This window comes from Methanomicrobiales archaeon (genome assembly GCA_030019205.1).
GTDB lineage: Archaea > Halobacteriota > Methanomicrobia > Methanomicrobiales > JACTUA01 > JASEFH01.
This window is the reverse complement of the sequence record JASEFH010000005.1, coordinates 61,984-77,657: the sequence shown is the minus strand read 5'-3', so window position 1 is coordinate 77,657 and position 15,674 is coordinate 61,984. Positions and strand designations below refer to the sequence as shown.

Below are 15,674 nucleotides of genomic sequence, written 5' to 3'. Positions count from 1 at the left end.
CTGCGGGGTAGAAGTCCTGATAATTCCCGATCTTGGCGAGAATGGTGGCCAGATGACATCTATACACGATATCAAGGTAAGATCTCAAGGTCTTCTCCCTGATCGATGAGCCGGCTATCACTTCCGTGTCGATCTCCGCTACCTTTGCATCACTCCGACGAAATCACCTCAATGTGCTGTTCGAGCAGGAGCTTGTCGATCGGACGAGAAGGGTATGCAGTAGGTCGAGGGGAGCAGCCTTCCTCATTCGAGCAGAATTCGTTCCACGAGCTCTTCGATCACGATTCCATCGAGGGAACTTCTCCGGATAAACGGGCCCTTCCCAATATATCGGATACCGCCGACACCAGCTTCAGAGGGAGGCTCGCCTCCATCGATCCACCACCTCCGTGAAGGATTCTCTCCGACCGCGCCCTGGCTTCCGACCTTTCGCTGCCCATCTCCACGATGCCGCTGCTTTCAAGCACATGGTAGATACACCGGCGTGGCGATGCGCTTCATTGGCGGCTCCGTGTCCGGATGGGAAGTGAAGACTCATAACGGCGAGGTAGCACCGTCCACCGCTCGATCTTCTCAAGCCCACGCACTTCCACAGCGGTGCCGTATAGAGTGGTCCCTGCGGAACTGCGCACCTTCCTGACGCAACGGGCAAACTCCAATCATCCTGCAGCGAGGGCAGGGCCCATGCCAAAGACCAGTCAAATTCATCAGATCGAAGCAAGAATGGGGAAAATACGGCCACTACACAGGCGGCAAGGGCTATTTATAGTGCACACTTGATCTTGTGGTCTTTCCCCTGGAGAGCGCCAAGTTTGCGCAGATCGTCAACGACCTCGCCGATGAGATCCTGGTGGAGAATGAAGGAAATGTGCTCATTCATATCCGGGAAATCTGCATGGAACATCTTCAGTTCGTCGATGATATCGCCCTTCGATACCTTCCCCTTCGATTTCACGAGATCGAGAATCCTCTCCACGATGATTCTCTTTATCATAAGATTCATCAGCATCTTCTCGTACGAGAACTCGTCCACCTCAAGGTGCGAGACGAGCTCGTCGAGCTCCACTCCATCCTCCATGAATACGAATTCGGGGCCGAGAGTCACGATGAACTCAGATTCTGATGCGACTGTAACCCGTTTCCCGATTCCATGCTTTGAGAGCAGAGATTCGTCGAGATCGTTGAAATATTCGATAGGACACCCGATGACCGCATCCTCCGGATTGACCGAGCCGGTGAGGCGCAATCCTTCCTGCGTTATTTCAACCAGCTGGTTGTCCCAGAGCAGCGCCAGTGACTGTAACCGACTTTCGACGAAATGTTGATCCTCCTCCGTGATGGTTTCGCCTCCCTCCGCCTCGAGAAGCCTCTCCATCATCGACTTGAGCCTTCCCTTCTCAGCCTCTGAAGACACGATCTCCCCAGGGTGATAGGTGCTCAATATTTCGGTGAGATTTTTCTTCCGCTCCTCCATTTCGCCCCGGATTTCGAGATAATAGGCACGCTGCTCCTCTCCAGGCGCGATCTCCGGCGAGGAGATCGCCTCATCGAGCAGGGCGATGAAATTCTTTATCGTGCCGCTGGAGCCTACCACGGGAATGAGAACGTTCCGGGTTTTCCTCGCTGCATTGAAGTTCTTTTTCCTGACAAATTTCACAAATTCGTCTGCATCTTCAGCATCGTGGAAGAGCACTTCTTCTCCCAGAACCATGGTTTCTATTTCACCGGCCGGCGTATGAATGATTCGTTCGACCCCGTTCCCACGGAGCGCCACACCCGACCGCACCTCCACGGATGCATCTACACCCAGCGCTGGTAGCGGAAGATGTAGACGATCACCACGGATGCCAGGACCACCCAGCCGATCACCATCAGGTAGGTGAACCATACCCCCTGGAAGGGCAGCGGCACGTTCATCCCATAGAAACTGGTGATGATCGTGGGCACCTGCATGAGGATGGTCACTACTGTCAGGATCTTCATGACGAAGTTGAGGTTGTTGGAGATGACGGAAGCGTACGCATCCATCATGCCGGAGAGGATGTTGCTGTAGATCGTTGTCATCTCGATCGCCTGTGCATTCTCGATGGCCGTATCCTCCAGGAGCTCCTTGTCCTCCTCGTACTTCACCAGCATCGGGGAGCGCAGCAGCCGCTCGGTCATCACCTGGTTCGATCGGAGCGACGTGGCGAAGTAGACCAGGCTCTTTTCGAGCTGCATCATCCGCTCGAGTTCGACGTTCCGCTGGGATTCGTGCAGCCGCTCCTCGATCTGGTTGATGTTGGTGTTGATCTCCTCCAGGGACTTGAGGAAGATCTCCGCGTTCCGGAAGAAGATCCGGAACACCAGCTGCGTCTGCTTCTTGGGGCTGAACAGGTTCTTTGCGATCATCCGTTCGATGAAGTCGATGGGATGCCGGGAGACGAGGATTGTCCAGTCCTTCCCCAGGATGATCCCCAGGGAGACCGTGGTGTAGGGAATTTTCACCTTCGATCCTTCCGCGTGGTGGGGGACCTTCAGGATGATCAGGAGGTTCTCCCCCTCCTTCTCGAACCGGGCCCGCTCTTCGACATCCAGCGCATCGGTGATGAAGTCCCTGTCGAACCCGAACATCTCCGAGAGGCGATTGATCTCCCCGCTCTCCGGATCGGTCACGACGAGAAGCGTCTGCGGGATGAACTCCGGTACTTCCACCAGCCTTCCTTCCCGCCTCGCGTAGTACCGAATCAAGAAACCGCCTCCGCCGTTTAAAGGCAGGATCCGGTAGATAGTCTGCCATGACACGGGATCCTGCCCGAAACACGCCATAGATCTATCGGAACGGGGGGTGATAAGGGCATCGAGACTGCCCCCGCTGAGACCGACCCCGCTCGCACCGGGCGCGACCGGTCGCCTCGGACCCGCACAGGCGCACCGCATCCATCGGCGCTGCCCGGTCCCGTGGTGCGGGGAGGGGCACGCGCTACCCCCCGGCATCCTCCCCGATCCTCCGCCAGATGCGGTGGAGGAAGCCGATGAAGTGCGCCAAAAACCGCTCCTTCTTCTCCAGGGCCCGGATCAGGATGGCCTGTTCCGAGACGAACAGCCCTTTCAGGTGACGGATGTCCTGCTTCGGGGAGAAGTATACGTAGAGGGGGATCCCGAGGAGGATCAGGAGCGTTCCCACCAGTTTGTCGAGCAGGGTGGTGGAGGAGAGGAGGTAGAGGCAGATCAACAGCCCGATCCACGGGAGGACGTTCTGACCGGGGAGGCGCGTCTCCTGCTCCCGTTTCAGGACGACGAGCGCCAGGCAGGTGAGGGAGAAGGCGAAGGCGAAGTTGAAGACCGAGAAGGAGATGAGCTGCGTGAGACCCGAGTAGACGGAGAGCACGAACGCGATGAGCCCCTGGACGAGGAGGGCCATGTAGGGGGTACCGTAGACGGGGTGGACTCGGGAGAAGATGCGGGGGAAGAGGCCGTCGATAGAGAGTGCGTAGGTGAGGCGGGATATACCCAGCATCCCCGACTCGTCGGACCCGGAGACGGAGAAGAGCGCCCCCATGGTCATGATCAGGACCCCGAGAGACCCGAAGAGCGCGGAGCCCGCCAGGATGAGCGGTGTGGAACTGCGGGCGAGGGTATCCCAGGGGATCAGCCCGTAGACCACGAAGTTGGTCAGGAGGTAGAACACGGTGACGATGAGCATCCCCGTCACGATCGCCCGCGGGATGGTGCTGCCCGGGTCCTGCACTTCGGACGCCGGGAACGTGGCCATCTCGAATCCCACGTAGGCCCAGAAGATCAGGACCAGGGCCGGGCCGGTATTCCCGACGCCGAGGGGGGCGAGAGGCTGATAGGCATCCAGCAGGCGTGCGGGCTCGAGGAGGAACGCCCCCAACCCGGCAACGATCAGGAGGAGGAGCGGGGCGAGTTTGATCAGGGTGAGGGCATCGTTCACCCGCCCTGCAGCCCTGACGCCAACGATGTTCACCAGCACGAGGGTACCCAGGAAGAGGGCTTTTACCAGAATCCGCTCCCCCTCGGAGAGCGGGACGAGGTACTGGAGGTAGTTTGCAAAGGCGATTGCAAAGACAGGGAGCGCCAGCAGTTCGGCGATCCAGAGGCTCCAGCCGGTCAGGAACCCGTAGAAGTCGTCGAAGGCTTCGGATACATAGGCAAAGGGTCCGCCGACGCGGGGGACGTAGTAACTGCAGTAGGCGAAGACGAGGGCGATGACGATGGCGCAGACGGCGGCGAGGAGCCAGACCACGATGGAGAAGGGGCCGAGGAGTCCGGCGGTGATTGCCGAGGCGATGTAGATGTCCGCCCCGACGATGGACCCCACGACGATGTTGACGAGGTCGAAGGACGTCAGTGCTCGCCTGAGCTCTGCAGAGGGCACAAACTGCGGATGGGCGCTGATACTATTAATAGAACGCGTACGAAGAGCGACCGCGGGCACGTCCGCAGAGCGGTGGCAGCCTGCGCGCAAGGGCATCCGCGGCGCGAGTGGCGCGGGCGAGGGGGGATACGGGGCACTGACAGAAAGGCAGGGGAATCTCCGCCGCGAGCGGAGCCGCTGGGGAATCTCGCCCGCCCCCGGATCTATCCGCTTCCCGTTCACTCCGTCGGTAGATCCTCCCGGACCGGCCGGATCGCGGTGGAGTGCTCGCCGGAGTGCGGGGGTGTCGATCTGGGCTCACGTTCTGCCCCTTCCCGTTGGCATCACGATCGGGATCTGCCGCAGCCGGGCAACCGTTCCACCCCCGCGAGGTGTCACCGCACCGCCGGCAGCGTGAAGTGGAACGTCGAGCCCTTCCCCGGCTCCGACTCCACCCAGATGCGGCCTCCGTGCCGCTCCACGATCCGTTTCACAACGGCAAGACCGATACCGGTTCCTTTGTACTGATCCGGTCCGTGCAGCCGCTGGAAGATGACGAAGATACGGTCGAAGTACTGCGGCTCGATCCCGATCCCGTTGTCCGATACCGAGAACTGCCAGAACCCGTCCGAGGTCCGAGCGGAGATGTGGATCCTGGGCGCCTCGTCCTCCCTGCGGTACTTGAGGGCATTGCCGATGAGATTCTGGAAGACCTGCTGGAGCTGCCGCTCATCCGCCAGCACGTCCGGCAGGGGGGGTCGTGGGTGATCGCTGCACCGCTCTCCTCGACAAGCCCGTTCAGGGGAGGAGCGCCCGTACAAGAACCGCCTCGGTCTGGACACGTTCGAACCTCTGGGCCGGGCTGCTCACCCGCGAGAAGTCCAGGAGATCCTGGATGAGCGCCTGCATCCGTCTGCCGGCACCGATGATGAAGTCGAGGTACTCCTCGGTCTCCGCGTCGAGCTTGCCGCGGGTTCGGAAGACTGTTTCAGAGCATCTTCTGCCCGCTTGCGATCGGTGATACCCCGGACCATCCAGCGAAGCGAGGGGTCTGTCGCATCACCCGAGCGCACCGACACGATGCTCGCGGACACCCACACGCTCTCTCCCCCCACTGGCTGCAGCTGCACTTCCCAGTCCTGCTCGGGTTTCCGCTCGCAGCCCGGGCCAGCCGGGCCTGGAACTCCCCCGGCACCCCTCTGCGACGAAGGGGATGAGGCTCCGGCCCCGCAGACTCCCCTTGTGGACGGCGAGGAGCGATGCCACGGCCCGATTGGCTTCCCGAATCGTTCCGCTCCGATCCGTCGCGCTGTAGCCTTCCAGGGCGGTATCGAAGAGGTCGTGGTAGCGCTCGCGCTCCAGGTCCGCCGCTTTGCGGGCAGCGGCCAGCTCGGCATTCTGCTGGTTCAGCCGTTCATCGGCCTGGCTCAACTCTTCGTTTGCCCGGCGGAGCTCCTCGTTGGCGGCGGCCAGCTCCCCGGTATAGGTCCGGACCTGCGCCAGCGCCTCCTGATATTCGCGCTGCTGCAGGTTGCGGTCTTCCCCTGCACGCTTCAGACGTGCATCACTTCCCCCCCGCCGGGATCGCAGCAGGACCGGGAACAGTCCTCCACCAGCCCGTCCGGAAGGTACTCAACGGCGGAGAGGAGTGCCGGAGAATCGACCTCCTGGAGTATCGCCTGCAGCTGCGCCCTCTACGCTTCCTTCTTCCGCCGCACCGCAGAGAGATTCATGGAGACGACCCGGAAAGATGAAAATGTCTCTCAAAGGATCGAATGGTCCTCATGGGTAGACAGGGGGAGCATCCGGGCACTTCATGTACGTTTGGACGCCTCGAGCATCGGAAGGGTCGAAAGGCGGGATTCTTGTGCCTGCTCTCCGCGTATCCATTGGTTCGCCTGCCCGACCGATAGACGGCCGGAGCCCCGGAGGCTTTTCGGATGTCCCAGCCGCCCCGGAAGGCGGGCAGGACGAACGGGATGCGGGAGGGGTTTTGCACCTTGCCGGCATTCAGTCGGATCTCTCCTGCACACCGGCGTGCCCGCCTTCCGCACCCGATCGCCCGCTCACGACCTCCATGGCGAGGAGGATCAGGGAGGGTCCGGCATCCGACTGGACCTTCCGGGCGTTGAGCCGCATCACGCGGTGCCCGATGCCGGGGAAGTCGTGCTCCACCTCGTAGCCCTCGAACTCCGTCTGCTTCGGAAGGATCTCCTCCAGCAGCTCTCGGAGCTCGGGGATATCCCACTGGTTGTTCCCCAGGGTGTAGAGAAGCTTCCCCACCGTCTCCTCGGGCTTGACCCGGAACGTCGTGTAGAACGAACGGTTCGCAGCGACGACGCGGAGATCGCGGTCCAGCACCAACAGTGGCTCGCAGACGGTGGCGACGACGTTCTCCGCGTAGGTGCGGAAATACTGGAGGGAGGACTCCAGCTCCTTGAGCGGGGTAATGTCCGAGAAAGCGACTATCACGCCCTCGATCCGGTTCTCTCCCGTGCGATAGGGCAGGATCCGCATGGTGTACCACCGCCCGTCCCCCGTCTGCACCTGCTTCGCCCGCATCTGCAGGGTATCGAGCACCTCCCGCACATCGGCCTGGAAGCGTTCATTCCTGATATTGACCTTTAAGTCGGTGACGGGGCGGCCGATATCGCTGGGCTGCAGGTTGATGATGGAGCGGATGGGCTCCGTGAACCGCCGCACCCGGAGCTCGTTGTTCAGGAAGAGGAGGGGGATCTCGGCGCTCCGGAGCGCATTGCGCATGTCATCGCTGCTGCGGGAGAGCTCCTCGATCTTCTTCTGGTGCTCCGCGTTGACGGTTAAGAGCTCCTCGTTGAGGGACTGAAGCTCCTCCTTGGAACTGGTCAATTCCTCGTTCATGCTCTGGAGCTCTTCGTTCGCGGACCGCAGCTCCTCCTGGGATGCCTGCATCTCTTCGGCGAAGTTCTGGAGCTGCTGCCGCGCGTGGACGAGCTCCTGTTCGAGCGCCGCACACCGCCCGCACGCCTCCTCCCCTTCTCCCGCGGTTTCCCGCGCCGGGAGCTCGATGGTCTCCGGGCGGTCCTCGAACGAGACCAGGTAGAGCTGCTCCTTCTCGTCCGTTTCGGGGATCGGCTGCACGGTCAGGCGGATCCGCTGGAACGTACCGTTTATCCGAACGGATACATCGTCGCGGGCAATCTCCTTCTTCTCCCGCACGGCGGCGGTGAGCGACGCTGCCAGAGGATACGAGAGACCCTCCCGGGCCATCGTGAACACGTTCAGGATCGCCCTCCCCGTGGGAGGCTCCAGGTACTTGCGGGTCTTCCCCTGGAAGTAGAGGATGTCTCCCCTCTCGTTGACGATCACCGAGGGCGGGACGAAGCGCTCGAGCAGCCACTTCTGTGCAGGTGCGGGAGCGGAGACCTCTCTTTTTGCAAGGACGCGGCCTGCATGACGCTCCGGAGCGGTGATCTGGAGGGGCAGCTCGGGGTGAGCCGCATAGGCAGGGGTCTCCTCCCGCCGCTGGAAGATCTTCCAGCGGCTCTCCACGGTCTTGAAGAGGTCGCCGTAGCTGCCAATGGACTCTGCAGTGCCCAGGAAGAGGATCCCGCCGGGCTCCAGCGCGTAGTGGAAGAGGGGGATCAGCTTCTTCTGGAGACTCGGGGTGAGGTAGATGAGCAGGTTCCGGCAGGAGAGGACGTCCAGGTGGGTGAACGGTGGGTCGGAGATGACATTGTGCGGGGCGAAGATCACCGTCTCCCGGATCTCCTGGGTGACACGGTATCTCTCATCTTCTTTCACGAAAAAGCGGTCGAGACGTTCGGGTGAGACGTCAACGGCAATGTTGGCCGGGTATACCCCATGGCGCGCCGTCTCGATGGCTTCCCCATCCACGTCAGTTCCGAAGATCTGGAACCGGATCTCCCGGGACCGGTCCAGGGCATCCAGCACCTCGCGAATCGCGATCGCCATCGTATAGGCTTCCTCCCCGCTGGAGCACCCCGCGACCCACACCCGCAGCGTGCTGCCTTCTGGTGCGCGCCGGATCAGGCCGGAGAGTACGTCTTTGAGGTTCTCCCAGGCCTCCGGATCCCGGAAGAACCGCGTCACGCCGATCAGCAGTTCTTTTGCCAGAACCTCGATCTCGGGCGGGTTCTCCTGCAGGAAGCGGATGTAGTCCTCCAGGCGGGTCAGCTGGTGCAGGCTCATCCGGCGCCCGATGCGGCGCTGGATGGTGCTCCGCTTGTACTGCGAGAAATCCTGGCCTGTGCGAGAGCGGAGCAGGACGAAGATCTTGGCGAGCCCATCCTCGGTGGCTTTGTCCGGGACCTCCCGGACGGCGGATATCTGTTCGAGGCTCTGGATATAGGGGATGAGCAGTTTCGGCAGTTCTGCAGGCGGGGCGACGTAGTCCACGAGCCCCGTGGCGATCGCGCTCTGCGGCATGCCGGTGAACTGGGCGGTGGCGGGATCCTGGGCCATGGCCATGCCTGTGCGCTCCTTGAGGGCCCGGATGCCAAGCGTTCCGTCGCTTCCCGTCCCGGAGAGGACGATGCCGATGGCTTTCCCATCCTGATCCTCGGCCAGGTGCCGGAAGAAGGTGTCGATGGGCAGGTGCAGCCCCTTGACCTGCAGCGGCTCCAGGAGCGTGAGGACGCCCTGCAGGATCGCGAGATCGGCGTGGGACGGTTTGATGTACACGGTGTCGGGCTCGACCCGGGTCCCATCCGAGGCCTCCACCACAGGCAGAGAGGTGAACCGCTCCAGGATCTCCGGGAGCAGCCCCTTCTGCCGGGGGTCCTGGTGCAGGATCACCACGAACGCCAGCCCGGTATCGGTCGGCGTGTGCCGGAAGAACTGTTCCAGCGCCTCGAGCCCTCCGGCCGATGCCCCGATCCCGACGATGGCGCGGGGCAGCGCCGGCGATTCGGCTGCCGGCTGCTCCCACCGATCCGCGTCCCTCTCCGGTTCGCCAGCGGGTTCCGGCGTTTCCCCATCCTGCTTCTCGTTTCTCATCATACGTGTCATCCCTTCTGCAGCCCATCCACCATTCCCGGATCTCCCCCGCCATCTCCGCATTCAGGCTCCGGGAGGTGTCGGGCTCGTCGGGATCCTACCTCTGCACGGCTCCGAACACCCCCGCGGCTCCACCCCCTGCGTCTCCGGGAGGCTCCGGCACCATGACATCTCGTTCCAGGAGATGATGAAATCTCCCCTGCGATTGTCCCCCCGCTCCTCCCGTGGGGCCGCATGGCGGGGATCCCGCAGCGTGACTGCGCCGCTGACAGTGCGCCCTGTCAGCGGAACCGCCGATGGATTCATTAACCGAGAGGAGCTACCTTTTCCTGCCGATGGTGATGGAGTTCACCGACAACCGCCGTGCGGCTGATAACTCCTACTGAAAATGGCACCGGCGGGATCTCCGCATCCCGCGAAGCATCAGGAGGAGTCCCATGCGCGACCCGTCCCGGCCCACAATCCTCACGGCGGAAGCCCACCCAGACTCTCGACCGACCGCACCCTCGCTCCATCGATCCGAGGCTTTTGAACCGAACCCCGTAACGACCGTGATTCCGGCCCTCATCGCGGGGCTGCGGGCTCTCGGCCCCGAGTACTCCCCGCACGCGGAGCGCCTGCAGCTGCTCCGTGACCGCCTCGTGGAGGGGCGGTTCCACCTCGCCGTCCTGGGGCAGTTCAAGCGGGGGAAGAGCACGCTCCTCAACGCACTCCTGGGCGAGGCAGTGCTGCCCAGTTCGGTTATCCCCGTCACCGCGATCCCGACCTTCATCCAGTACGGGGAGCGGAAGCGCGTCGTCATCCACTTCCAGGACGGGCGGGCGGACGTGACCCACGAGGCCGACGACGCCGCCGAGCTCAACCGCCTCCTCGGGCGATACGTCTCCGAGGACGGGAACCCCCGCAACACGCTGGGTGTCACCCAGGCCGACGTCTTCCACCCGGCCCCTCTCCTGCGGGACGTGGTCCTGATCGATACCCCCGGCATCGGCTCCACGCACCGCCACAACACCGAGGTGACGTTGAACTTTCTCTCCCAGTGCGATGCCGCCCTTTTTCTGGTCTCGTCCGACCCGCCGATCACCGAGGTCGAGGTCGAGTTCCTGCGACAGGTCCGGGAGAGGGTCGCCCGCCTCTTCTTCATCCTCAACAAGGTCGACTACCTGGACGATGCAGAACGGGCGACCGCGATCGCCTTCCTGCAGAAGGTGCTCGCACAGGGCGCGGGAGACGCCCGGGACCCCATCATCTTCGCGGTCTCCGCCCGGCAGGGTCTCGCAGCCCGGGAGCGCAGGGATGCCGCCCTCTGGGAGGCGAGCGGTCTCGCGGCAGTCTCCGACCACCTGGTCAACTTCCTGGCGCGGGAGAAGAGCGCGGTCCTCCAGCAGGCCGTACGCTCGAAAGCCGTCGCCATCCTGAACGACGCCCGCCTCCAGATCCAGCTCGGCATCCGCTCGCTGGAACTGCCGCTGGCCGACGTCGAGCAGCGGCTTGCGATCTTCGAGCAGAAGATCCAGGAGGCGGAGCGCCAGCGGCTCCACGCGCGGGACATCCTCGCCGGCGACCAGAACCGGATCGCAGAACACCTCGAATCCTTCGCCGCGGCCCTGCGGACGACCACCCGCGAGCAGCTGCTGGAGATCGCCGATAAAGCCCTGCAGAAGAGCCTCGACGAGCAGGCTGCGCAGGATGCCGTCGCCGCCGCGATCCCCGAGCTCTACGGGGAGAAGCTCGCCGAGGTGGATGCTGCCATGAACCAGGAGCTCGTCCGCCTCCTCAAGAGCCATCAGAGGCGGGCCGACGACCTGATCGAGTCCATCCGCGTCACGGCCGCCGAACTCTTCGAGATCCCCTACCACGCCCCCGAGAGCGAGCAGGCCTTCGAGATGCAGCGGCGGCCGTACTGGGTCGCGCAGAAGACATGGAACAGCACGTTCAACCCGATCCCGAACGAGTTCATCGACCGACTGACGCCCCGCCCGATGCGGGAGAGGCGGATCCGCGAGCGGCTGCAGCGGCGGATCGAGCACCTGGTGGTCCAGAACGTCGAGAATCTCCGCTGGGAAACCCTGCAGAACCTGAACATCTCGTTCCTCCACTACGGGACCGCGCTCGACCGGGACCTGCGGGACACCATCGAGGCGACGCACGGAGCGATCAGGGCCGCCTGCGAGAAGCGGAGGGAGCACGTGGAGGAGACGGCAGCGGAGCTCGCGAGGCTTCGGTCGGCCGAACGGGACGTGCATGCCGCGCTGCAGGCCCTCGGGGAGCCCTGAAGGAAGGGGTGGCTGCAGCGCGGGCCCCCGAAGGGCTGCCCGTCACCCCGGAACGAACAGTTCATATCTTGTTCCCTGTAATCACGAGTATCCAGAGAGGCGAGAGACATGGTGCGTGAAACCGCAATTGCAGCGCTGCACGGGCGGAAGATCCTGGACTCCCGGGGCAACCCGACGGTCGAGGTGGAGATCCGCCTGGACGGCGGCGTGCGGGCCCGGGCCGCGGTCCCATCGGGGGCCTCGACCGGCACCCACGAGGCGGTCGAGCTGCGGGACGGCGATCCCCGGCGGTATCGGAAAAAAGGGGTGCAGAAGGCCGTCGAGAACATCAACGGCACGCTGGCACCGGCGCTCCTCGGGAGGGACGCGAGCGACCAGGCAGGGATCGACGGGGTGATGATCGAACGGGACGGCACCCCGAACAAGGCCAACCTGGGAGCCAACGCGATCCTGGGGATCTCGATGGCGGTCGCCCGAGCCGCCGCGCAGGCGAGAGGCGTCCCGCTCTACCAGTACCTGGGCGGCGCCGGAGCGCACCTGCTCCCCGTGCCGATGATGAACGTCCTCAACGGCGGCGTCCATGCCCAGTGGCAGGGGGCGGACTGCCAGGAGTTCATGATCGTGCCGCTCGGGGCGGCGTCGGCGACGGAGGCGATCCGCTGGGGCGCTGAGACCTACCATGCGCTCCAGCAGGTCCTGAAGGAGAAGGACTACCCGACGGCGGTGGGCGACGAGGGCGGGTTCGCGCCGGCGGTCGCCACGAACGAGGAGCCGCTGGAGCTGATCGTCGCGGCGATCGAGGAGGCGGGATACCGCCCCGGCGCCGAGATCGCGATCGCCCTCGATCCCGCATCGAGCGCCTTCTACGGGGACGGGATCTACACCCTGCAGCGGGAGGGGCGGAAGCGGACCAGCGGGGAGATGGTCGACTGGTACCGCGGGCTCGTCTCGACCTACCCGATCGTCTCGATCGAGGACGGCCTCGCCGAGGATGACTGGGAGGGGTGGCAGCTCCTGACGCAGACGTTGGGGGGCCGCGTGGAGCTCGTCGGCGACGACATCTTCGTCACCTCCGCCGAGCGCGTGCAGCGGGGGATCGGGGAGAAGACCGCCAACTCCGTCCTGATCAAACCGAACCAGATCGGGACGGTGACCGAGACCCTCCGCACCGTGACCGTGGCGAAGACGGCGGGCTGGGGCGTGATCGTCTCCCACCGCAGCGGCGAGACGGTCGATCCGTTCATCGCGGACTTCACGGTTGCAATCGGGGGCGGCAAGATCAAGACCGGGGCGCCGGCGCGGGGCGAACGGGTCGAGAAGTACAACCAGCTGATGCGGATCGAGGAGGACCTGGGCAGCCGGGCAGTCTACGCCGGTCGGGGAGCGTTCGTGCGTGGCTGAACCGGCCCTCTCCGCCCTGCACGTGCGCAGGGATCCGGTAACATCGCGCGATCTGCTCCCCGCAGCCCTGGCCGTCGCCTCCATCCTGGCCTCGCCGCACGTCCAGCCGCCGTGGGTCCTTGCGGTACTGGTGATCCCGGCCTCGCTGATCCTCTACCTGATCCCGGCAACGAAGGCGTTCTCGCCGGCCGCCATCCTCGTCTCCGCCCTGTACGCCTTCGGCATCGTCCCGCTCTTCGTGTACGCGGTCACATTCGCCATTCTCGTATGCGGATTCCTGATCTTCCGCCCGGGCCGCGAGGCATCGATCGCCTGCCTCTACTATTTTGCCGCCGCCACCGCCGGCGCGGCCCTCGTCCTTGCGTACCTGGATGTGTTCTATCCGCTCGCGGCGCTCTTCGGGGTCGTCATCGCCGTCCTCCTGAAGGTGCTCTTTCGGGGGCGGGAGGACGGCCTCGCGGTCGAGGCGCTGGGGATCGCGATGGGGATGTACCTCATCCACGATCTGCACTATCACGTCGACCTGCCCCTGATCGCGCTCGCGGTCGCCGTGGCGTTCTCGTTCGGCTACTTCTCCTACCGCTTCCGCACCGCCGACCTGAGCGGCCTCTTCTCCGGCGCTCTCGTGGGCCTCATCCTGATCCTGTTCACCTGGGAGACCTACCGCATCTCCTGGTTCCTCGTCATGCTCGCCTTCTTCGTCCTGGGATCGCTCTGCACCCGCTACAAGTACGCCTACAAGGAGAGACTCGGCGTGGAGCAGTCCCACGGCGGGGCGCGGGGCTACCGCAACGTATTCGGGAACGGCCTGGTATCGGCAGCGGCCGCGATCCTCTACGGGATCTCTGGCCAGCCGCTCTTCGTGGCGATGTTTGTGGGGAGCGTGGCCGCCGCCGCAGGGGACACGGTGGCCAGCGAGATCGGGGTGACGGGGGGATCGCCCCGCCTGATCACGACGTTCCGGAGGGTGCCGGCCGGGACGAACGGGGGCGTGACCCTCCTCGGCGAAGCCGCTGCGATCCTGGGCGCGGGAGCGATATCCCTCTTCGCCGTCGCGCTCGGTGTGGTCGACCCGCTCACGGGGGGGATCTGCACCCTGGCCGGCTTTGCCGGGACGAACCTGGACTCCCTTGCCGGTGCGACCGTGGAGAACCGGGGGCTCATCGGGAATGCCGGGTCCAACCTGATCGGGACGCTGGGGGGAGGGGCGGTTGCGCTCGTCCTCGTATACCTTCACCCGTTTGCCATCTTTTGATCCACGCAGGAGAGTCTATGAACCGCGATGATGGCTGGCTGAACCGCACGGTGATCGGCGCCGGGGTGACGAGTTTTCTCTCCGACCTCGGCCACGAAGCCGTCACCGTGCTGCTCCCCTCGCTCCTGATCGTCCTGGGCGCCCCCGTGTATGCGCTGGGCGTGATCGAGGGGGTGAGCGACGGCGCATCGAGCTTCGTCAAGCTCTTCTCCGGCCACCTCTCGGACCGTCTCGGGAAGAGAAAGGAGTTCGCGCTCGCCGGGTACTTCGCCACCGCGATCTTCCCCGCCTTTGTTGCGGTCGCGACCGCATGGCCCGTTGTCCTCCTCGGCCGCGTCATCGGATGGGTGGGCCGCGGGACGCGGGGGCCGCCGCGCGACGCGATCCTCGCCAAGTCCGTCCCGCCGCAGGACCTCGGGAAGGCCTTCGGGTTCCACCGTGCGGGCGACACCCTCGGGGCGATCGCCGGCCCGCTGGTCGCCCTGGCCCTGCTCGCCTCGATCGGCATCCGGGAGATCATCTGGCTCACCCTCATCCCGGGCTTCCTCGCCGTCGGATCTTTCTGGCTCCTCGTGCGGGAGAAGAATCCGGCGCCCTCCCGCGACCGGATGAACCTGGTCGCTTCGCTCCGGGATCTCCCGGAGAGGTTCAAGCGGTTCCTCGGGGCGGTCCTCGTCTTCGGGATCGCCGACTTCTCGGACACGCTCCTCGTCGCCTTTGCCATCGTCGCCCTGACGCCGTCGCTCGGGTTTACGGCTGCGACCGCCGCCGGCGCCGCCCTCTATGTCATTCGGAACGCGGTCTACGCGGCGGGGTCCTACCCGTTCGGCGTCCTCGGGGACCGCTTCGGGCGGTGGAGGGTGCTTATCTTCGGATATGCCGTCGCCTTCGTGATGTACATCGGATTCGCCGTCGTCCCGCCGGGCCTCTTCATCTACGGAGTGCTCTTTGCACTCGCCGGCCTCTATCTCGCCGCCGAGGATACACTCGAGGGGGCCGTCGCGGCCGAACTCGTGGAGGAGCGCCGCCGGGGTACCGGATTCGGGGCACTCGCCACCGTGAACGGAATCGGCGACCTGGCATCGAGCATTGTCATCGGGTTTATCTGGACGTTCGTCGGATACACCGCCGGATTCCTCTTCGCCGCGACGGTCGCTGCTATCGGGACACTGCTCCTGGCCGCCGCACGCTCCCGTTCGTATGATGTCCGATGAACGGGGGGTGCACCTGAAAGCATTAATGCCTTGCAGACCTATCCCGGGTACATGAAGGGCGATGAGGTCCGCCCCTAACCGCCGCCTGCCGGCTGATGACTTCTGGTTCCCCGGCGATCCCCTTCAGCGCATCGCCGCCGGGCAGGTCGATGCCTGCCTTCGTAGAGATC

The 15,674-nt window shown here is 64.3% G+C and carries 11 protein-coding genes and 2 riboswitches; of the genes, 4 read left to right on the top strand and 7 right to left on the bottom strand.

Annotated features, from left to right (window positions below; translation table 11 throughout):
* Positions 1-763: 763 nt before the first annotated feature.
* The 7 genes from QMC96_04605 to QMC96_04575 form a co-directional block, all read right to left on the bottom strand.
* Positions 764-1,711: a hypothetical protein gene (locus QMC96_04605; protein MDI6876037.1), complete on the bottom strand. Its 948-nt coding sequence runs from the start codon at positions 1,709-1,711 to the stop codon at positions 764-766.
* A gap of 89 nt (positions 1,712-1,800) precedes the next feature.
* Positions 1,801-2,730: a magnesium transporter CorA family protein gene (locus QMC96_04600; protein ID MDI6876036.1), complete on the bottom strand. Its 930-nt coding sequence runs from the start codon at positions 2,728-2,730 to the stop codon at positions 1,801-1,803.
* A 232-nt stretch (positions 2,731-2,962) separates the two neighbouring features.
* Positions 2,963-4,381: an amino acid permease gene (locus tag QMC96_04595; protein ID MDI6876035.1), complete on the bottom strand. Its 1,419-nt coding sequence runs from the start codon at positions 4,379-4,381 to the stop codon at positions 2,963-2,965.
* A gap of 374 nt (positions 4,382-4,755) precedes the next feature.
* Complete coding sequence (locus QMC96_04590; GenBank protein ID MDI6876034.1) at positions 4,756-5,103, bottom strand: ATP-binding protein; 348 nt, start codon at positions 5,101-5,103, stop codon at positions 4,756-4,758.
* A gap of 55 nt (positions 5,104-5,158) precedes the next feature.
* Positions 5,159-5,398 (bottom strand): histidine kinase dimerization/phospho-acceptor domain-containing protein, encoded by a 240-nt coding sequence (locus QMC96_04585; GenBank protein MDI6876033.1) that lies wholly within the window; start codon positions 5,396-5,398, stop codon positions 5,159-5,161.
* 21 nt (positions 5,399-5,419) lie between these two features.
* Positions 5,420-5,791, bottom strand: a complete 372-nt coding sequence (locus QMC96_04580; GenBank protein MDI6876032.1) for a hypothetical protein — start codon at positions 5,789-5,791, stop codon at positions 5,420-5,422.
* 579 nt (positions 5,792-6,370) lie between these two features.
* On the bottom strand, positions 6,371-9,361 hold the full coding sequence (locus QMC96_04575) for a CheR family methyltransferase (protein MDI6876031.1): 2,991 nt from the start codon (positions 9,359-9,361) through the stop codon (positions 6,371-6,373).
* Between the two features lie 325 nt (positions 9,362-9,686).
* Positions 9,687-9,747, top strand: a riboswitch (Fluoride riboswitch).
* A gap of 48 nt (positions 9,748-9,795) precedes the next feature.
* On the opposite strand from QMC96_04575, the gene QMC96_04570 reads away from it, so the two are divergent.
* The 4 genes from QMC96_04570 (at position 9,796) to QMC96_04555 (ending at position 15,504) form a co-directional block, all read left to right on the top strand.
* Positions 9,796-11,634: a dynamin family protein gene (locus tag QMC96_04570; GenBank protein ID MDI6876030.1), complete on the top strand. Its 1,839-nt coding sequence runs from the start codon at positions 9,796-9,798 to the stop codon at positions 11,632-11,634.
* A gap of 108 nt (positions 11,635-11,742) precedes the next feature.
* Positions 11,743-13,035: a phosphopyruvate hydratase gene (eno, locus tag QMC96_04565; protein MDI6876029.1), complete on the top strand. Its 1,293-nt coding sequence runs from the start codon at positions 11,743-11,745 to the stop codon at positions 13,033-13,035.
* The gene (locus QMC96_04560) at positions 13,028-14,290 is read left to right on the top strand and encodes a DUF92 domain-containing protein (protein ID MDI6876028.1); all 1,263 of its coding nucleotides are present in this window, start codon (positions 13,028-13,030) and stop codon (positions 14,288-14,290) included. The genes eno and QMC96_04560 overlap by 8 nt, the downstream gene beginning before the upstream one ends.
* Before the next feature lie 17 nt (positions 14,291-14,307).
* A complete protein-coding gene (locus tag QMC96_04555) occupies positions 14,308-15,504 on the top strand; it encodes an MFS transporter (GenBank protein ID MDI6876027.1) in 1,197 nt (398 codons plus the stop codon).
* A gap of 48 nt (positions 15,505-15,552) precedes the next feature.
* Positions 15,553-15,616: riboswitch (Fluoride riboswitch) on the top strand.
* Positions 15,617-15,674: the final 58 nt, after the last annotated feature.

Bases quoted from the DNA above. Each gene is read 5' to 3' on its own strand.
- QMC96_04605 (MDI6876037.1), bottom strand. From the start codon at position 1,711: ATGGTTCTGGGAGAAGAAGTGCTCTTCCACGATGCTGAAGATGCAGAC.
- QMC96_04575 (MDI6876031.1), bottom strand. From the start codon at position 9,361: ATGATGAGAAACGAGAAGCAGGATGGGGAAACGCCGGAACCCGCTGGC.
- QMC96_04570 (MDI6876030.1), top strand. From the start codon at position 9,796: ATGCGCGACCCGTCCCGGCCCACAATCCTCACGGCGGAAGCCCACCCA.
- eno (MDI6876029.1), top strand. From the start codon at position 11,743: ATGGTGCGTGAAACCGCAATTGCAGCGCTGCACGGGCGGAAGATCCTG.
- QMC96_04555 (MDI6876027.1), top strand. From the start codon at position 14,308: ATGAACCGCGATGATGGCTGGCTGAACCGCACGGTGATCGGCGCCGGG.